Annotated in this window: 15 protein-coding genes, 1 tRNA gene and 1 pseudogene; 9 read left to right on the top strand and 8 right to left on the bottom strand. The window is 68.6% G+C overall.

Annotation, left to right across the window (positions count from 1 at the left end; all coding sequences use genetic code 11):
- Positions 1 to 21 precede the first annotated feature (21 nt).
- The 5 genes from IF04_RS0134530 to IF04_RS40055 all read left to right on the top strand — a co-directional run bounded on the left by IF04_RS0134530 (position 22) and on the right by IF04_RS40055 (position 5,993).
- The gene (locus tag IF04_RS0134530; protein WP_030267362.1) at positions 22 to 1,446 is read left to right on the top strand and encodes a DUF6177 family protein; all 1,425 of its coding nucleotides are present in this window, start codon (positions 22 to 24) and stop codon (positions 1,444 to 1,446) included.
- A gap of 84 nt (positions 1,447 to 1,530) precedes the next feature.
- A complete protein-coding gene (locus IF04_RS0134535) occupies positions 1,531 to 1,917 on the top strand; it encodes a DUF6507 family protein (RefSeq protein WP_030267365.1) in 387 nt (128 codons plus the stop codon).
- Positions 1,914 to 4,325 (top strand): hypothetical protein, encoded by a 2,412-nt coding sequence (locus IF04_RS0134540; RefSeq protein WP_030267369.1) that lies wholly within the window; start codon positions 1,914 to 1,916, stop codon positions 4,323 to 4,325. The genes IF04_RS0134535 and IF04_RS0134540 overlap by 4 nt, the downstream gene beginning before the upstream one ends.
- Before the next feature lie 9 nt (positions 4,326 to 4,334).
- Positions 4,335 to 4,976 carry a hypothetical protein gene (locus tag IF04_RS0134545; protein WP_211259902.1) on the top strand — a complete coding sequence of 214 codons (642 nt, stop codon included), beginning with the start codon at positions 4,335 to 4,337 and terminating at the stop codon, positions 4,974 to 4,976.
- A gap of 651 nt (positions 4,977 to 5,627) precedes the next feature.
- The gene (locus IF04_RS40055; RefSeq protein ID WP_425428492.1) at positions 5,628 to 5,993 is read left to right on the top strand and encodes a GmrSD restriction endonuclease domain-containing protein; all 366 of its coding nucleotides are present in this window, start codon (positions 5,628 to 5,630) and stop codon (positions 5,991 to 5,993) included.
- A 124-nt stretch (positions 5,994 to 6,117) separates the two neighbouring features.
- Here the strand turns inward: IF04_RS40055 and IF04_RS0134550 are convergent, their stop codons facing one another.
- Together IF04_RS0134550 and IF04_RS0134555 are read right to left on the bottom strand one after the other, a co-directional pair.
- On the bottom strand, positions 6,118 to 6,885 hold the full coding sequence (locus IF04_RS0134550; RefSeq protein ID WP_030267375.1) for a gamma-glutamyltransferase: 768 nt from the start codon (positions 6,883 to 6,885) through the stop codon (positions 6,118 to 6,120).
- 475 nt (positions 6,886 to 7,360) lie between these two features.
- The gene (locus IF04_RS0134555; protein ID WP_030267377.1) at positions 7,361 to 8,299 is read right to left on the bottom strand and encodes an alpha/beta hydrolase; all 939 of its coding nucleotides are present in this window, start codon (positions 8,297 to 8,299) and stop codon (positions 7,361 to 7,363) included.
- Positions 8,300 to 8,428: 129 nt separating this feature from the next.
- On the opposite strand from IF04_RS0134555, the gene IF04_RS0134560 reads away from it, so the two are divergent.
- Positions 8,429 to 9,418: a GlxA family transcriptional regulator gene (locus IF04_RS0134560; protein ID WP_030267380.1), complete on the top strand. Its 990-nt coding sequence runs from the start codon at positions 8,429 to 8,431 to the stop codon at positions 9,416 to 9,418.
- A gap of 492 nt (positions 9,419 to 9,910) precedes the next feature.
- Here IF04_RS0134560 and IF04_RS0134565 read toward each other — a convergent pair whose 3' ends face one another.
- From IF04_RS0134565 to IF04_RS0134595, 6 genes are all read right to left on the bottom strand, one after another.
- Entirely contained in the window at positions 9,911 to 10,339 is a 429-nt protein-coding gene (locus IF04_RS0134565; RefSeq protein ID WP_281179747.1) for an amidohydrolase family protein, read from the bottom strand.
- A gap of 410 nt (positions 10,340 to 10,749) precedes the next feature.
- Positions 10,750 to 11,580 (bottom strand): hypothetical protein, encoded by an 831-nt coding sequence (locus tag IF04_RS36300; protein ID WP_051831830.1) that lies wholly within the window; start codon positions 11,578 to 11,580, stop codon positions 10,750 to 10,752.
- A gap of 286 nt (positions 11,581 to 11,866) precedes the next feature.
- Complete coding sequence (locus IF04_RS36305; protein ID WP_211259903.1) at positions 11,867 to 12,220, bottom strand: DinB family protein; 354 nt, start codon at positions 12,218 to 12,220, stop codon at positions 11,867 to 11,869.
- On the bottom strand, positions 12,217 to 12,357 hold the full coding sequence (locus IF04_RS39440; protein WP_211259904.1) for a hypothetical protein: 141 nt from the start codon (positions 12,355 to 12,357) through the stop codon (positions 12,217 to 12,219). The genes IF04_RS36305 and IF04_RS39440 overlap by 4 nt, the downstream gene beginning before the upstream one ends.
- Before the next feature lie 1,256 nt (positions 12,358 to 13,613).
- Complete coding sequence (locus tag IF04_RS0134580; protein ID WP_157847762.1) at positions 13,614 to 14,408, bottom strand: hypothetical protein; 795 nt, start codon at positions 14,406 to 14,408, stop codon at positions 13,614 to 13,616.
- Between the two features lie 702 nt (positions 14,409 to 15,110).
- The gene (locus IF04_RS0134595) at positions 15,111 to 15,449 is read right to left on the bottom strand and encodes a MerR family transcriptional regulator (RefSeq protein WP_030267393.1); all 339 of its coding nucleotides are present in this window, start codon (positions 15,447 to 15,449) and stop codon (positions 15,111 to 15,113) included.
- An 837-nt stretch (positions 15,450 to 16,286) separates the two neighbouring features.
- Here IF04_RS0134595 and IF04_RS0134600 point away from each other — a divergent pair.
- The 3 genes and pseudogenes from IF04_RS0134600 to IF04_RS0134610 all read left to right on the top strand — a co-directional run.
- Positions 16,287 to 16,360 (top strand) — tRNA-Met (locus tag IF04_RS0134600).
- Positions 16,361 to 16,767: 407 nt separating this feature from the next.
- Positions 16,768 to 17,220: a hypothetical protein gene (locus tag IF04_RS0134605; RefSeq protein ID WP_157847763.1), complete on the top strand. Its 453-nt coding sequence runs from the start codon at positions 16,768 to 16,770 to the stop codon at positions 17,218 to 17,220.
- Between the two features lie 176 nt (positions 17,221 to 17,396).
- A pseudogene (locus tag IF04_RS0134610) lies at positions 17,397 to 17,658 on the top strand (hypothetical protein); the annotation flags it as partial.

The raw sequence follows: 17,658 nt of genomic DNA on the forward strand, positions 1-17,658 counted from the left end.
CGGCGGCCAGGAGGTCGCGTCATGACAAGGGACGTCATTGCCTTGACCAAGCAGCTGCCGGATGCGCGGACCCTGGCGGCCGCCTTGCTGTCGGGTGGGCCGGACCTGCGGTTGCAGACCCTCGGCGAGGGGGCGGTGGTGCAGCTGTGCGATGAGGAGGGGCACCCGCTGGTCTCCGTCGAGACCCCGATGCTGCTTGCCGTGCCGCACGAGGCGCAGCGTCTTCTCGGTGTGCGCGCGGATCGGCTGGGCGAGTCGGTGTGGTGGACCGAGGTCCGCGCGACGGCCGCCACGGAGCAGGCGCAGCGCCTTGCCGCGGTCGCGGCCGGGCGCCTGGTCGCCGTTCTGGGCGGCGTGCTGTGGCCGCCTCAGGTCGTAGACGAGGGCATCGGTGTTGTCGATACCCGCGACGTACAAGCTCCTCCCCCGCCGCATCCTGGGCAGCCGGCTGTGGATGTGCTGACCGATGCGGCAGCCGTTGTTTTCCAGGACCGTCCGGTGCTCGGGCTGTCCTCCTGGCTCGGTAATGCGCTGCTCTCTGCTGCGGCGGAGGGGCGTGAGGTACAGGTCGTCACCCCGCCGCAGACGCTGCTGACGCTCCCCGCTCGCCTCGCGCTGGCGGAGGCTCAGGGGCGTTGGGTGGTGCGGGAGGAGAGCGGGGGTTACTTCGACGGTCTGACCGGAGCGGTGCTGGGCTGGCAGGGTGACCGCTTCGCTCCTGTCCCGGACGACTCCCGCGGAAGCGGTGGCAGTGGCGCCGCGGCGGGCTTCGACCCAGTGCCCAATCCGGATGAGCGGCAGCTGCTGCTGTCCCTGCGTACCTGCCATCGAGCCGATGAACAGCTCGTGCTCGGCGGCGCGCTGGAGGCCGCCTGGCAGCACCTGACCGGTGCCGCCCCGGCCGCCTGGGGCACCGCCGAGCCGGCCGGCCTGCCCTGGTCCCGGCGCAACCTCACCGACCTCGCACGCGAACGCGCCCCCCGGCCGACCAGGCTGGTGGTGGCCGGGGCACCCGAACACCCGGCCATCGCCGCCCTGCAGGTCCTGCGCACCGCGGACGGCGTGGAGGAGGACATCACCCTCGGCATCGGCTACGGCAAGGACGAGGCCCCGCCGTTTGACGCCCTGACTGACCTCGCCGATGAACTGGCCTCGCACCACCATCTGCGTTCGGCCCTGTTCCAGGTGCGGACCGGGCGGCGGGATGTGAACGCTCCGGCGAGCTTCGAAGCGCCGCCCATCCCTCTCGCTCTGGCGCTCGGCGCGGAGGAAGCTCACAAGGCGGCCGGTGCCGGAGCGCAGAAGGTGCCGCTGCCCGAGCCGCCACGGGCCATCGGGGCGCGCCGCCGACCGGGCAGGTACTTCCCTCTGGGCGAGGTCGACTCCCCGTCCAACTGGACCACGTTGCGTGCCCTCCTGGAGCACCTGCGCAGCCAGGACGGATAGCGCACAGGGCCTTGCACCGCAGAGAACAGTGGCAGAAGGCGGAGCACGTCTGACCCGGCGTGCTCCGGCTGGAATCGGGGGATCATGACGAAATGGAATATCGACCCGGCGGGCGTGGGGCGCATCGTCGGGGAGGCCGGGCGCATCGCCGGTCATTTCGAGGGCGAGCTGAAGTCCATCAGCTCGCATCTGGAGAGCGCGATGAAGGCGGCCGGGACGCTGGACTTCGGGGGCGAGAGCGAGACGCCTGAGGTCGGTCTGGTGGGCGTGACGCTCGGGCAGTACTCCGCGGCTCAGCAGTCGGACATCGCTTTCATCGTGGCCCGTGCGGGCAAGTCGCTGCAGGGTGCGGTGGACGCCACGGAGGAGTACGACAAGGGGGATCTGGACATGGCGGCCAACGCCCAGGACAAGGCACTCAAGGCGCCCTATATCAACCTCGACGAGCCGGGGAAGAAGGGCGCCAAATGATCGACCCGCATGCCATCCCCCAGTTCAAGGGCGACCTGGAGCAGCTGGAGAAGGATGCTGCCGCGCTGAAGAAGCAGGCGGGGAAGTTCCGCACCACCGGCGCGGACGTCCACTCCAAGTTCCAGAGCCTGTCCGGGGCCTACCACGCCCCCGAGGCGCAGCAGCTCTTCGACACCACCATCCCGGTTCGCGACATGTCCGATGACTTCGCCGGCGACCTGGAGAAGATCGCCACCGCGCTGACGGACTATGCCGACGAAGTCCGGCCCATCAGGGACAAGCTGAAGCGGCTCAAGCACCAGGCTGCGGCCTTCGTGGAGAAGGTCAAGGGCGATGAGCACTGGAAGGACGACGAGAAGAAGATCGCCGAGCACGCCGACCTGCTGCACGAGGTGAATGCCGCGGTCGCGGCCTTCCAGGCAGCCGAGCGCCGCGCGGCCAACAAAATCGGGACCCGCTTCTTCGGCTCCACCCACTACAGAGCCGATGACGGCTCGGGCAAGAAGGGCATGTACGGCTACCGGGCCGGCGACCTGGACAAGGCCAAGAACCTGCCCTGGGGCAGCCCGGAGGAGGAAACCCACCGCGTCTGGGAGCTCGATCACTGGGGTGCCAAGGCGGTCAAGGGCTTCGTCGTCGACGGCTTCGGCGGTGACATCGACGGCGTCCTCACGCTCTTCGGCAAGCACGGAGGCGACAAGGCGTCCCAGGCGTGGGGGCAGCTGTGGGGCACCTTCGGCGGCATCGGCGAGTACACGATCTGGCCGTATGACTGGGCGATGTCCAAAGCCTTCGGCGGCGGCAACGGCGACACCGCACACAAAAAAGCCCTGCGAGACGCCCTCAAAGGCTTCGTGGCGTGGGATGAGTGGGACAAGGACCCGGTCCGCGCCGGCGGCCAGGTCCTCTACAACGTCACCCCCTTCGGCCTGGCCGGCAAGCTGGGCAAGGCCGCCAAGGGCACCCACCTGGCCGAAGTCACCAAGGCGGCGAAGGTCGCCGACTCTTTCGTCGAAGGCACCCGGGCCGCCCGCGCCGCCCTCCCCAAAGCCTCCGAGGTACTGGCGGCCGTCAAACACCTCCCGCACTGGGGCGACGCACCCCGCCTGGACCACGCTCTGGACGCCGCGGACGATCTGGCCCACACGCCGAGCACGGGCGTACGCCTGCCGGACCAGGCCGGGCGCCCGCCGATGAAGTTCGAGGCGGACGGAAGTCTCCGCCACGCGGAAACAGGCGAACCGATCCAAACCATTGACCAGGTCAGGAAGGAGACCGAGCACCCGCAGCAGTCCTTGCCCGACGACCACTCCGCACACGAAAGAGCACCGGAGCGGGAAAAGGTCGCCGTCGGCGCGGAGCATGAGCCACCTCGCGCTCACGCGCACAGCGGCGACGGTCCCTCCGCCCGACACGAGCCATCCACCGCAGGACACAGCAGCAGTCCAGGTGCGGGCGGGCATAGCACTCCCTCGGCCGGCGGACACGGCGACGGCCCCTCCGCCGGGCACGGCGGCAGTCCCGACGTGGGCGGGCACCACGGCCCCTCGACCGGCGGACGTGGGGAATCCCCCACCGGCGGCCACAGTGACGGGCATACGGGCGGGCACGACGGTCCACCGGCTGGCGGTCATCACGACGGCCCTGACGTGCCCGCACACGACGGGGCAGACGGTGGCCACCACGGCGGCCCTGATGCCGAAGGCAGCTCTGAGGGCGGAGCGGACGGCGGCAGCCACGCACCCTCCGACTTCTCGGACCGAGTCAGCGAGGGGGACCGCACCTCTCAGCAGCCTTCTGCCCCCATGAGCCCTGCTCAGGAAGTTGCGGTCACTGATGCGCTCAAGCGTGCGAAAATGCCACCGCAGGACTTGGAGCGTGCGCTCGTACAGCTGCGCAAGAGTGAGTATGGCGCGAGTGTTGCCGAGTACATCACTCAAGGAAAGTTCGATAATTTGCCCGGCTACTACGGTAAAGACGGGCTCCTCTTCCAGTGCAAGCAAAAGGGCATGATTCCCGCTGTGCACCAGGCCATGGAGTTCGCCGCGGAACTCCAGAAACGCGGAGTGGACGACCTGGGCTTCGAGTACAAGGCGCCAGGCCAAGGACTGGATCTCGATGTCCTGGTCAAGTCAGGGGACGACATCAAGTACGGGGCCCAGCTCAAGGACGTGGATCACGAAGGAGGAATCGGTTCCGCGGCCAAAAAGATCGCGAAGAAGGGGCTGGGCGGCGAGATTTCAGGACCCAAGGTCGCCATCTTGGACGTCCACGACACCAGGGCCGCCCTCACCGAAGCCACCGTCAAGGAAGTGGAGCACTTCGCGAAGAGGACCGGAGCGACCTTCGAGCTACGCTTTGACGACGGCTCCGTCACCATTCCGCCCAACGGCCAAATCTACCCGTAAGGAATCCACATGTCCTTCTTGATGCGCGCACCCGAGGAATGCGCCTCGTGGGAATGGGAATTGGACAATATCGCGCCGCCCGGCCTGGCGTCCGCGCTGAGCACAGCGGCGCGCATGTCGGCACTGCTTCGGGACCACGGTCTCCTGGAGCCGAGCCGCGTGGAATGGCTCTGGTTCGTCTATGGCACTGGGGGCATCGGCATCAAGACAACGCTCCCGGTGACGGGCCGGCTCGACCCCGCTGACCTCGCCCAGCGCATCGAGCGAAGCCGCCCCTCGGGCTACCCCGATGCCCAGGTCGGCAACCTCACCGTGTCCGGACGGGGAACGTGGCTCGACGCAGAGGGCGAGCAGCGGCACGAGCAGGACCTTGTCGTGCTCAGCGTCGATCCGGATGAATACCAGCTCTCGGCCGACGTGGCGGTCTTCCATGACATCTGGGGCTACTTCGACTTCCACGGTGTTCCGCACCCGGAGATCTACAAGCGCAACGCACCCAGACTCGCATCGGCTCTTGCGGAACTCGATACGCTCCTGGGGACGACGGCGGTGGCGGGCGAGGCAACCTACTTCGGCCGCGCTGAAGGCCACGGCATCGAAATGCCCGATGTCATCGACGGACGGGGCCCCGATCTCACCGACCGCCTGTGAACGGCGGCCATCCTGCTTCACCGGCCGGCAAGCCAGTTGAGCGGATGGAGAGGCCCGTGAAGACGGCTCGAGACAGTCGGGCCGTCACAGTCCTCGGCATGGCGTTCTCGGGTGTCCAGCGCGCCGAACACCTTCACACCAGCCCGGGCGGCAGGGAAATAACCATGCAGGCGTGCGGCGGGCGCCGGGGTTCAACTTGCCGTCACTTCCCAGCGCGTTGCGCAGCGTTGGTCGGCCTCGATGGCTGGGTAACTCCTTGAGGTCTGTGTTGCCTTGCCCGAACGGGAGTCCCATGCACCGCGCACCGTCCTCGGCCGTCTTCGCCTGCACTCCGCACTGCTGTCGCTCTCGGCGTGCACACCGGGCACCTCCCACGGGGACGTGAAACGGTCGGCTGCGCCGAGCACCTCCCCGACGGCAAGGGTGGCAAGGGGCTGTCGCTGGCGAAGGCGGTCGGCCGGCTGAAGGTGGCCCGGGAATCTCGGGCGGGGGTATGAGCGGGAGAGGTTCAAGCTGTGGGTCGATGCCGACCACGACGGCTGCGACACCCGCAAGGAAGTCCTCCTCACCGAAGCGGTCAAGAAGCCGCGCCAGGGCGAGGACTGCAAGCTGACAGGTGGCAGCTGGCGCTCCTACTACGACGACAAGACCATCACCGACGCGGCCAAACTCAATATCGACCACGTCGTCCCCCTCGCCGAAGCCTGGGACTCCGGGGCCCGAAAATGGACTGCACAGCGGCGTGAGGCCTACGCCAACGACCTGGCCGCCCCGCGCAGTTCGTCGCCGGCGGCCTCGGCCCCAATCGCACCAAGGGCGATCAAGACCCCGCCAAATGGATGCCTCCGGCCAAGGACGCCACGTGCACCTACGCCACCGACTGGATCGCCGCCAAGCTCCGCTGACAACTCACTGAGCGGTGTGCATCGTGAAGTCGCAGGTCACGGGTCTGGTGTGCGGGGCGGGCGGGGTACTCACGCTGGTCGTTGGCGGGTGTTCATGGTGAAGATCGTCTGACCTGTCGGCCGGGGCCGCTGCCGGGTTCTGCTGCGCCGACCGCCGTGCCGCTCCTACGATCCGCGACCGGGTCGGTGCGCCGGAGAGCGCGGGGAGGGCGTGGAAATGCTGGAGCTGGAGCGGATCACGGCTCGCCAGGATGAACTGGGAACGCTTGCCGAGGAGTTGGCCAAGCAGGCTGGCGAAGGTCCGGGCCGAGCGGGAGGAGTTGGTGATCGCCGAGCGGGTCCTGCACCGGCTGGCCGAACAGGACTGGGCTGTGCAGGAGGCCGCCGCGGCCGCCGCCCCGGCTGTGCACCTGGTCGAGCACGGCCGGTGTGCCGGGAACGCCGACCGCGCGCGCCGAGTAGTCCACGCTGCTGTCGAAGGCATCGATGCCATGGCGGCGTCGCTCGTCCTCCGTCGGCACCGAGAGCCCTGCGGTGACCCTTTGACCTGCTGCGGCGAGGCCGTCGAAGAAATGCGTCTTGCGGCTGCGGGCGTCATAGTAGGTGAGCAGGGAGCCGCCGCCGAGTCCGGAGGACTGCGGTTCCACGACGGTCAGCACCGCCTGCACGGCGACTGCGGCATCGGTGGCCGAGCCGCCCGCCAGCAGCACCTTGCATCCGGCGAGGGCGGCGGCGGGATGGGCGGCGGCGACCATCAACTGGCGGCCGGTGCCCTCCCGGCAGTCATCGCCGGACCGGGACGCGTAGGGGCCGGCACCAAAGGGCGCGCTGCTGCCGGTGGCGGCGGGTTCCCTGGCGGTCGGCTCCGTACCAGATCCGGTGGGGTCGGATGCGAGGCCGGATGCGAGGGCGGAGGGGGAGCCGGCAGCAGCGGTGGGCATCAGCAGGGGGAGAGCGATGGCCGCCGCGGAAGCAGCAGCGACCACGGCACGACGGACAGGCATGACGCCTCCGAAGATCTCGAGGACCTAAGATTGCCATGACCCTGACAGGAGATGATCGGCGCAGCAATGCCTCATGGCGGCAATTGAGCTGATTCTGAAGTTCCGTCTCGGTAGAGGGTGTCTGACCGGGACGGCCCTGTGTCCCGGTGTTGCTATCAGGGGGCTTGGCTCACCACCATCGCCGAACCCCACCACCGCGGCGGCGGGGTTCGGCCACCGCGGTGACCTTCCGGTGGGGCGCGAACTCCAATGCGGCGACCGCGCCGAACTCGGGCGACTAGGGTCCGTCTTCCAACGGATCTTCCCCAGAGCAGGATTGAGGCGAGTGTGACCGCCGCCCGGAGAACGCCCCAGTGGCGAGAGTTACGCCTTCCCATGGCTTCTCGCCGTCGGGTGCCGCCGGGCCGGCTCAGCGCCCGGTCGCCCTCGTTCGGGGGGCCGGGCGTGCTGAGGGACCGTCGTGCGTCCGGGCCGGTCAGGGGTGGAGGGCCTCACGCAGGGCGCGTACCTGGTCGGTGAGGTTGCGTTCGCTGATGCGGGCCTGGGGGAAGAGGAGGTCGAAGCCGTGGACGGCGCCGGGAACTTGCACGAGTTCGGTGGTGACGCCGGCGGCGGACAGGCGTGCGGCGTAGTCGCGACCCTCGTCGCGTAGCGGGTCGATCTCCGCCACGGCGATGTAGGTGGGCGGCAGTCCGCTGAAGTCGGCGGCGCGGATCGGGGAGGCGTAGGGGGCGGCGTGGCTGTCCTTCGCGTAGTACCGCACGGCCAGTTCCAGCGCGGCTCGGTTGAGGACCGGGGTGTCGGTGAACTCCCGTGCCGAGGCGGTGGTCAGGCCGGCGTCCACGCCCGGGTAGGTCAGCGATTGGAAGAGCACGTGCGGGCCTGCCTGGTCGCGGGCACGCAGCACGGTGGAGGCGGCGATGTTCCCGCCGGCGCTGCCGCCGGCCACCGCGATGCGTGCGGGGTCGCCGCCGAGTTCGGCCGGGTTGGCGGCGATCCAGGTCAGGGCGGCGTAGGCGTCGTCGGCTGCGGCCGGGTAGGGGTGTTCGGGGGCGAGGCGGTAGTCGACGGAGACGACGACGGCCCGGGCGTCGCGGGCGTAGCGCAGGGAACGTCCCTCTTCGGCCTCGGGGGATCCGTAGGTGTAGGCGCCGCCGTGCACGTAGAGGATCATCGGCAGGTCTTCGGGGATGTCGGGTCGGTAGACGCGCAGCCTCAGTTGTCCTCCGGGGCCTGGTACGTACAGGTCCCGCACCTTGACCTGGTCGTCGACGGGGGTGTCGGGACGGGCCCGCAGGAGTGCGTAGCGCTGGGGGTCGGCGAGGACCGCGTCCAGGCCGTAGACGGGGAAGACGCCGGTGTCGGCGGTGTCGAGCAGGGTCTGGATCTCGGGATCGACAGCGGGGACGGACATGGCTGATGCCCACCTTCCAGGTGTGGACCGGGTGTTGACCGGTGCTGGTGTGCGGAACTGACCTCAGTCTCTGCCGATCATGAGCGGCACAGAAGTGGCCCGAGGGCCACTATCTGCAACTATTGGGCCATGACAGTCGCGACACCTCACCATGTGGCCGTTCTCGCCCTCGCACCGGTGGTGGCCTTCGACCTCAGCATCCCGGCCCAGATGCTGGCCGCGGTCGAAACCCGCGCGGGACACGCGGCCTACGAGGTGCGCACCCTCACCCCGGACGGCTCCCCGGTGCCAACGGTCAACGGATACGGCGTCACGCCCCAGGGCGACCTGTCCCTGCTGGAGCACGCCGACACGGTGATCGTCGCGGGGACCCGCTGCCCGGACGTGGTCGAGGACGGCGCGGTGGACCCCCGCGTCGCAAAGGCGTTGCGTGCGGCCCGGCAGCGCGCCCGGCTGGTGTCCCTGTGCACCGGCTCGTTCGTCCTCGCGGCCGCCGGCCTGCTGGAGGGCGGCCGCGCCGCGACCCACTGGCGCTACGCGCAGCAGTTCCGGCGGCTCTTCCCCACGGTCGACCTCGACACCAACCCGCTGTACGTCGCCGATCGCGGGATCCTGACCTCGGCCGGCGGCGCGGCGGCCATCGACCTGTGCCTGCACCTGGTCCGGGAGGACCACGGCAGCTCCGTGGCGAACCGCGTGGCCCGCTACAACGTGGTCGCGCCCATGCGGGACGGCGGGCAGGCGCAGTACATCGAGCACCCGGTCCGGGAGGACGCGGGGACCTCGACGGCCGGGGCGCGGACGCTGATGACGGAGCACCTGGACCGGCGGCTGTCCCTCAAGGACCTCGCAGCGCACTGCCACATGAGCGTACGGACGTTCACCCGGCGGTTCCGCCAGGAGACTGGCCTCTCCCCCGCCGCCTGGCTCACCTCAGCGCGTCTGGAGCACGCGCGCCACCTGCTGGAGTCCACCGAGCTGCCGGTGGACGACATCGCGGCCAGGGCCGGTCTGGGCAGCGGGACGAACCTGCGGCAGCACATGCGGGACGCCCTGGACACCACTCCCTCCGCCTACCGCAGGGCATTCCGCTCCTCCCCCGCCGCGCACGCGTCGTAGGCCCATGCCTCGCCGGCCCGATGCCCGCCACCCCGTACGACACACATGCCGACGCGGTGGTCACGGCGGATCGCGGCGTACAGATCGACCTTCGACCGAGACGTCCCCCTCGGGTCCCTGCGGCAGAAGCACACCCCACCGCCCCACCCCAAGCCCCGGAGTGACGTCAAAACAAACCGACATCGCAGAGTGGCTCTGTTCGTGAGTTGCGACAGTACTTGTTCGGGAGTTCAGGAGGCGTCGGTGTGCTCTGGGTGAATCGAAAGGTTCACGGGCCTCGACAGCGCCCTGTGTGCCAGGGGCCCGCTCGCGGGCCGTTCCCCGGGGCGGCCTGACTGCCTGGGAGACGACGGCGCCAAAGGGGCGGTCGGGCGGGTGCGGCGCGGAGCGACGAGGGCTGGCGTTGAAGCCGGTGGCGCAGCGGGCCTGGTAGGCCCTGATCCGGCCGAGACCGGCGGGCAGGCGCTTCGTGCCCCGGCACTTCGGCGGTGGTCAGCGGGCGAGGCGCGGGAAGAGCATCTCGGCGTTCTTGCGGTTGATGGCCTCCGCCTGGCCGGGCGTGAAGTCCGGGTAGGTCTCCAGGAAGTGGTTGTAGTAAGTGCCGGCCTCCTGCGGGGCGAAAGGCCAGTCGCTGCCGTAGAGGACGTGGCCGGGTGCAGCGAAGGCGAGCAGCGCGGGCAGGGCGCTGGGGCTGGCGGACAGGGCGGTGTCGAAGTAGAAGCGCTTCAGGTCGCGCAGGACATCCTCGGTCTTGCGGTCGGGATCGACGACGGTGGAGGGCAGCCCGGAGAAGCGGTAGGCGGCGTAGGGGAGGAAGCCGCCGCCGTGGGAGAGGATCACCCGGACGTTGGTGTAGCGGCTCAGGACGCCGTTCAGCACCAGGTTGAGGGCGCTGCGGGTGGTGGCCGGCGCGACGGGCAACCTCGGTGGGATCGACGCAGGAGGCCAGCCACAGCGAAATCCCGGCGTGCCGGAGCGAGTACGGCATCTCCGCGAGCGGCGTTTTGACCTGTTCCGTCGAGAGCGCCGCTTTGCGGGCTCCCTTCCAGACCTCCGCGTACTCCTTGGTGAGCAGCATGCCACCGCATGCCGCTCGAAACAGTCGTCCGTCCGGGCCGGTGCCGTAGCCCGCCAGGTGATCATGCAGGAGGGCGACCAGTGGCGGAGGGATGGGTATGCCCCGCGTCGCCGAGCGAGCCCGCCGCTTCAAGCCGCGCTCCTCGTAGGACTTCCCGTCGTCCGTCCACGAAGATCCTGCCCGGGGCGAGCTGCCGGCGAGCAGCAGAGTGCCCAGCCGCTCGTGGGCAGCGTGCAGTCGGCCTGCCTCAGGTTCATGGCTTCCGCGGGCCGGGTGGCCGCGTAGTAACCGCACCCGAAGAAGGCCTGCAGATGCTCGCCGCGCGGGCCCAGTTTGGCCGCTGCCGCATGAGGGCCCGGGCCTGTGTTGGGTTGGGGACGTACCGCCAGTCGATCTCATCGTCGGTGTCCGGGGGAGCCCAGTCCACGAATAGCAGGGGATTGTCGGGGAGCAGCTTGCGCTCGACCGCGTAGCGCAGAGCATTGTTGAAGACCATCCGCTTGCGCCTGATGGTGTTGGTCGCGGCAGGCGTGCCATCGAGCTTCAGGCTCAGCGCCTCCAGCGCAAGCCGGACGGTGTCGGAGTCCTCCAGCCGGGGCACGGGGAGAGACTTCCTGGCGATCCATTCCAGGGCCGAGGCGAGGGGCGTCGGGGGCTCTGTCCGCTGGTCGGAGAGGTTGAAGGCCCAGCAGGACAATGCCCGGCGGAGGACGGCGGGCTCCGGTGCCCCCTTGACGTCCACCACCAGGGCAGAGGTGACAGTGGCGAGCGCGTCGGCGCGCGTGGCGCGGCTCTTCGCGGAGGAGCGCTTCCACTTCATTCTGGCGTAATCCCTGGCGTGCTCGACCCAAGTCGCTCGTGGCTGTAGGGCGCGAAGTTCAGGTTGCGGCAGCCCGGACTCGACGTTGGACATCTCGCCCCGGTGAGCTGCGGCCATCAGCTGTGCACGCCTGCCGTCGGCGAGCGCCTTGGTCTGGAAGCTCTTGTGGTGCGGGCGCGGACCAACCTTCCACCGCAGCTGAAACGGCTTGCGGAGGCCCGGCCTCTCACGGATTGAGTAGATGGTGAACTCGAAGGTCAGCACCGAGGGGCTCCTGGGGAAAGGGCCAGGCTGCCTAGTCCTGCGCCGGCCAGCGACGAGTCCTGGCTCCATCTCCGAGCGTCAATCCGCGGCGCGACCCTCGGCAACCAGTGGCCAAAGCCTGTGGGACCAGCGGTCGGTGTGGGGTAGTTCGGACTCGCGGGTGATCTGGTGTCGGCGTACGCGTGAACGTTCTTGGCTACATACGGAGGAAAGCGTGTCTTCTGCCGATTCGGTGCGTCCAACGACACCCATCGTGGGCTGCCCAGGCGAGATCTGGCGGTCTGGCTCAAGTCCGGCGGGTGGCGTCGGTCTGCTCACGCAGGATGTCACTGTGGCCGGCGTGGCGGGCGAATTCCTGGATCATGAGCAGGTAGATCCATCGCAGGCTGACGGTGCCGAAGGCAGGGCGCTGTCGGGTGGCGTCGAGGTCGATGTCCGCGGCGATCGCTCGTGCGCGGTTGCTGGCGCGCTCGAATTCGACGATCACGTCGGCGACCGTTTCGTTGTCACTGACCACGAAACTGGCTTCACCCACCATCGCACCGTCGCATTCGGATTCCGGCAAACCTCCCAAGATGTGCTGGAACCACATCCTTTCTGCGAACGCAGCGTGCTTGACCAGCCCGATCGACGTCGTCATGGACGGGACGAGACGCGTCGGGCCTCTGTTTCAGACAGGCCGCGCACCGTGTCGATCAGTTCGGCCCGAGCATGGTCGAGCATGTATTCGAGAATCTGGCGTTCGGGGCCGCTGGTGATACGAGTCGGGTTGTTCATGGCGTGTGTGTCCCTTTCGTAGACAGCGTGGGAGTTCACGGTTCCGGTCGATTGGGCTGTCGGCGTTTCCGGCCGAACGGCCGCATCGAGGCGATGTGGCACGGCTTCGGTGTGGCGGGCGATGACGTCGGAGCCAGCGAGCCGACCAGTAGGCCGCGATGATTTCGCTTGCTTGCGGGCAAGTGGGCCGAGTCGATCGGTTCGGTGTCGAACACGAATCGGATGCCGACCGGGGTTCCTGATCGAGAGGGGTGTCGTCAACGACAAGCATCTGGGCTACCGAGACGACGAGGCCAGCATCTCCTCGGACTTTGCGTCCGGGTTGCCGCAGAGGTCCCGCGGGACTCAACTCCACCTCGCCAAAGGACGCGAGACCATCCCGGTAGCCCGACCCCCACCCACCATCAACGGCCCCAGCTACCGCCTGAACAACCGTCTTCAGGCTAGCGAGAGCGAAACCGAAGTGGCCTAACAGCTGAGGATGTTCGAGTGTACGCAACTGGGGAGTGAAGTCCGTACGCCGACATCTGGGAAATGAGCCGCGCAAGTTTCCGGACCGGGGTCTCGGGCGCGGGTCTCGAAGCTCGCCGTCCCGACGATGTCCTCATCGGGGAGGCGAACAACGCCTGCCTTCTTCGGAGGCATTTCTCTCTGCACCTGGCTGCTTGCGACCCATCTGGCCCCTCCCTCCAGACGCGAGCGCAGCGTGCAGCGGCCACTAGATGGGTGGCACCCTCTCGTGGCGCTCTGCGACGCCGGTGCCCTCGCAGTTGACATCGGCAACCGCGCCCAGGTGCTTCGCGTGGTGACCGCCGACTGATCCACACGGACTCTCGTTCGCTCTCCCTATTCGGGGAGAACGACCAGATCAGAAGGCGTGGGGGTGCCGCGTAGCGACTCAAGCGACTGGACTGCCCAATTGCGTCAAGCCGTGTCGTGTGTCATCGATGGCGAACCTCAGTCGCTTGAGACGCTGTCTGCCGAGACAGAACCGTGAGTTGCGCTTTTGCCCAGCGACTGAAGCGACTCAACTTCTGAACTGTTGCGCTCACGGGCTAAAGCGCGTTGCAGAACGGCAATCGCGCTCAGATCCAGCCACCTGCAGCAAAGTCCACTGCCCGACTGTGCCCCCGTTTCCACCAGCCTGGGAGTCGCTGCGAAACGGTCGCGGAAGATGGTTTGCCAGTTCTGCAACGCGCTTTAGGGCCCGCTTGCATGCCTGTAGTTCGTTCCTTTCCCACAGCGGCGACGAGGAGCTAGGCGGAGACCGGCGAGGACGCTCGGGAGACGGTCACCACGGCAGGAGAGGAGTGGCCTGTTGCCCGCAAAGCATCGCCGGTTGCTTCGGTCAGCCACGCTGACACTTCCGGTGACCACTCACGAGCGCGGACCACAAACTGCGCCGTCGGCCGTGTCCCCTGCAGCAGCTCGCGGCTCGTCCCGCGGCGTACGAGATGCGCAGCGTCAATCCTCGAAGGCATACGTGCCTCGGCCGCCATGCCAAGGCGCTCCTGCACAGCGGTGAGCACACGCGCAGGCTCCTCCGGGGTGTCCCATGCCGCGTTAGGGGCTGCGGAGACCGTGACATGGACATCGACGGGCGCGGACGGGGAGGCCAGCGAGAACCACTCCCGCATGTCGTCCAAGTCGCTGGACGCGTCCCCGGCGGTGATCTGGAGCGGAAGGTAGGTGCACAGCGCGGTGAAAGCGACTTCCCCCACCCGCTCGAGGGCGTCGAACAGCATCCGGGTCATCGGCAGCACCGGCAGACGCGAGTGGCGGACGTCCTCGGGAATGTCGGCTCGCATCCAGGCGAGTTCGCGGACCTCATCACCACCGGCCCAGTCACCGCCCTTGTCGCACTCCAGCCAGCGCTGCGGGTCGGGGAAGAGCTTCTTCCCCTGCGGCGTGCGCCAGCCGTAGGGCGCGTGCCAGTCATAGGCCTCCGCACGCACCAGGGCAAGATCCATCACCGTCTCGCGGAACTCCTCCGCGTCACCGTTCTCGAGCCAGGGATGCCGGTTGAGGATCCCGTGCGCTCCCACAGTCATTCCACAGTGCATGACAGTCCCCCAACCGGCTTCCCAGTGCTCACATCACACGCCGCAACGCAGCTTCACGGTCTTGGTGTACGCCTTCTCCGGCGAGTCGTTGACACCGATGATGTCGACATCGATCAAGCTACGCCATTACCTCATCCGCGCCTCTTTGGACCCCGCCTCTCGCAGGCCCGGTCCCCGGATGGACTCGCCGGCCTGCCGCGTCGTCATGAAGGCCACACGAACGGATCTGGACGCGGGCGGCCTCGATCACGTGAACATGCTTGCGGGCGGCGCGGCTGTCGCGGCAACCGGCCTCACCGTCTTCCTGGCGGGCCACAAGGGCATAGCCCCGAGGCCCTGCTCGACGACATCGAACGGGCCCAGCAGCAATCGGGAGAGCAGCCCGGGGTGACGCCGCTGATGCGCACCCTGCTGGTCAACGACAACATGTAGGGTGCCGCCCACTGCGACACCGACCCCGACCGCTGGGCCGCCCTCCTCACCGCCCTCGACGTCAGCCACAGCGACGGCGGGGAAATCACCTTCAGGCAGTTCTTGGACCGCCTGGCACCCATCCGCACGACGCCCTGAAGAGAGGCCGGGGAGCTGTAGCCCGTCCGACGCCGGCCCCGGTCTGTACGGACCGGGGCCACCTGGAGCGCTTTGGGTCCTGGGCAGTATGCGGGGGGAGTTGCAGGTCTTAAAGCCGTCTCAGCCCGCGGCCGTGGGGTTCGCTGATTCGGCGGCGCGGCGGTATTCGGCGTTGATGCGCTGGGCCTCTTCGAGCTGGTCTTCGAGGATGATGATGCGGCAGGCGGCCTCGATGGGGGTGCCCTGGTCGACGAGCTCCCGGGCGCGGGCGGCGACCTTCAGCTGGTAGCGGGAGTAGCGGCGGTGGCCGCCCTCGGACCGCAGCGGGGTGATCAGGCGGGCTTCTCCGATGGCGCGGAGGAATCCGGGGGTGGTGCCGAGCATTTCGGCGGCCCGGCCCATCGTGTAGGCGGGGTAGTCCTCGTCATCAAGACGACCGTAGGAGTCATCTGCTGTCATTTGCACCTCTCTGTGGAACGCGTTGAGGGGCCCTGGTGCCGTACGGCACCAGGGCCCCGAAGGAACTGCTACACCATCTGCCGGCCTTGGTGCTGCGCCGGCCTTCTGTGTCCGCAGACCGACCTACATGCTGTCGGGGTGCGGGGATCGCGGTTGCTTGACCGGAGACCACCTCACGATCGATGTCCTGCGGTACCCGGGCCCAAGACTTCCGCCCGGGCGATCCTGATGGCGATCGGCTCCTCCGTTCTTCCCTCGGTGATCAACTGCTTACCAAGCGGTACCGCGTACTACTGGTACTGCGAACTGCACTTGCGGGTACCGCTACTGCGTTAACCGCGGTCCCGCTAACGGCGGCCCCTGATCACTGCGGGCCACCCGGTCCGGCCGTCAGTCCCGTCACCAACCTGCAACCGCTCTGGCTTCGGAACTCCACCGCCGCACCGTCCTGCGAACTGCACTTGCGTGTACTACTGCCCGGCAGTTCGTCTCTGCCGGGCCCTGCTGTCTCTCTGCGTTACGAGAGAAACCATACCCATGCCACCGCACGATGTCTACTCCGGCCGATATAGATTTCCGGGTGTTCGACGGCGAGGTAATCGCTCTCGAACAGCGACGGGTCGGAACAAGGACTGCCACCGCCGGGGCAACGGGCCGCAGGCCGGACGCAAGCGCCGGGCAGGGGTAGGGCCCATCCAGCACGGTTACCAGCCCGGCCCGACCGAGCCGGAGGCCGATGGCAAGGCCAGCGACGGCGCCGCCAACGGCGGCGCCGGAGGTGACGAGCTGACGAGGATTGGGGGACGGATCGGCCATGACGTAGGGTGAAGGCACCGACGCGGGGTGGAGCAGCTCGGTAGCTCGCTGGGCTCATAACCCAGAGGTCGCAGGTTCAAATCCTGTCCCCGCTACTCATTTCCGGCCCCTCGATACTCGTCGAGGGGCCGGAAACGTCAGGCGAGGAATCCCCCAACGGTCCGGATGAGCCGTCCCGCACGCCGTCAGACCGCGTCGCCGGTAGCGGCCGTCCGGCGGAGAAGGCGTCGGCACGCTGAGTCACGCGTCCGACCTGGAGCTGACCCTCACCTTCCGCCACGCAGTCCTCGAGGACGCGGAACAGGTGGCCGCCGCGATCAGCCGACTGGGCGGCGGTCGCTGCGGGTGTCAAGTTTGCCTGACCTGTTGTTCGCTGAGTTCCTCCGGGACCCAGCGCTCTCTCGCCGTCCGACCCCGCGGGCCATGCCGCGCGCGGCACACTGGCAGTGCTGTGAGACGGGTGGGGCGGTGAGTGGGAGGCAGCGCGCCCAAGGACCAGAGGTTGGTGCAAACAGCGGTGCTCGGCAGCGCGGAGTCCGAGACACCGATCATGCTGCCGATGCACGCCATCGACCTCAGCCGGTTCCGCGCCGACCACGCCGATGACACCTTTTGGTGCGGTCGATGGCTCGGCGGATGCGGCGGACAACTCATCACCAAACGGTATGAGACCAGAGCCTGCCACTTTTCACACCTCCTTGGCGCCGACCGCAGGCCCTGCCACCGGGCCGCCGTGGGCATCACCAGCGCCGACCACCTCTACATCCAGCAGCAGATCCTTGCCTGGCTCACCGCGCAAGGCATCGACGCCCGCGCCCGCATACCCGACGGCGACGGACAGCCGCTGGGCGGTGAGGTGCTGTTCGACTACGCCCGAGCCAAAGCCTGGATCTGGGCCGCCCCGCGCCCCCAGGACGGATCCCACCGAACTGTCGGCCCAGTGTGGCGCTGGTGATCGCGTGCCGAAGGGGCCGTCGTCCGATCCGACGCGATCCGGTGTGATCCGCCACGATCCGCCGTGCGGCGCATGCGGGCAGTTGACGTCAACGGTCACGCGGCGTGGCGTTCTGGTGCAGGCTGCCGTCCTCGGTACACGCAGCGGGGCGTACGGCCGGGCCGGGGAGGGCAATCGTGGTGGCGGCGGAGCGGTGGCGTGGAGAGCCGCGTGAAGAGCGGCGGGTGGGGAACCTGGCCGAGCCGCGGACGGGGACGGTCGACCGCCGGGCGGAAGTGGCAGAGATCGGGCGGCTGTTCAAGGGGGCGTCGGGCGAAGGTCCGGTGCGGCTGGTGACGCTGACCGGGGTCGGCGGGGTGGGGAAGACCCGGGTGGCGCTGAATGCCGCCGCCGCACTCGAGCCCCGCTTCCGCGACGGGGCGTGGCTGGTGGAGCTCT

The sequence above is a fragment of the Streptomyces violens genome, assembly GCF_000717745.1.
GTDB classification, from domain to species: Bacteria; Actinomycetota; Actinomycetes; order Streptomycetales; family Streptomycetaceae; genus Streptomyces; species Streptomyces violens.

Coding starts and splice junctions, on each gene's coding strand:
- IF04_RS0134530 (WP_030267362.1), top strand. CDS start 22: ATGACAAGGGACGTCATTGCCTTGACCAAGCAGCTGCCGGATGCGCGG.
- IF04_RS0134535 (WP_030267365.1), top strand. CDS start 1,531: ATGACGAAATGGAATATCGACCCGGCGGGCGTGGGGCGCATCGTCGGG.
- IF04_RS0134540 (WP_030267369.1), top strand. CDS start 1,914: ATGATCGACCCGCATGCCATCCCCCAGTTCAAGGGCGACCTGGAGCAG.
- IF04_RS0134545 (WP_211259902.1), top strand. CDS start 4,335: ATGTCCTTCTTGATGCGCGCACCCGAGGAATGCGCCTCGTGGGAATGG.
- IF04_RS0134550 (WP_030267375.1), bottom strand. CDS start 6,885: ATGCCTGTCCGTCGTGCCGTGGTCGCTGCTGCTTCCGCGGCGGCCATC.
- IF04_RS0134555 (WP_030267377.1), bottom strand. CDS start 8,299: ATGTCCGTCCCCGCTGTCGATCCCGAGATCCAGACCCTGCTCGACACC.
- IF04_RS0134560 (WP_030267380.1), top strand. CDS start 8,429: ATGACAGTCGCGACACCTCACCATGTGGCCGTTCTCGCCCTCGCACCG.
- IF04_RS36305 (WP_211259903.1), bottom strand. CDS start 12,220: ATGACGACGTCGATCGGGCTGGTCAAGCACGCTGCGTTCGCAGAAAGG.
- IF04_RS39440 (WP_211259904.1), bottom strand. CDS start 12,357: ATGAACAACCCGACTCGTATCACCAGCGGCCCCGAACGCCAGATTCTC.
- IF04_RS0134580 (WP_157847762.1), bottom strand. CDS start 14,408: ATGACTGTGGGAGCGCACGGGATCCTCAACCGGCATCCCTGGCTCGAG.
- IF04_RS0134595 (WP_030267393.1), bottom strand. CDS start 15,449: ATGACAGCAGATGACTCCTACGGTCGTCTTGATGACGAGGACTACCCC.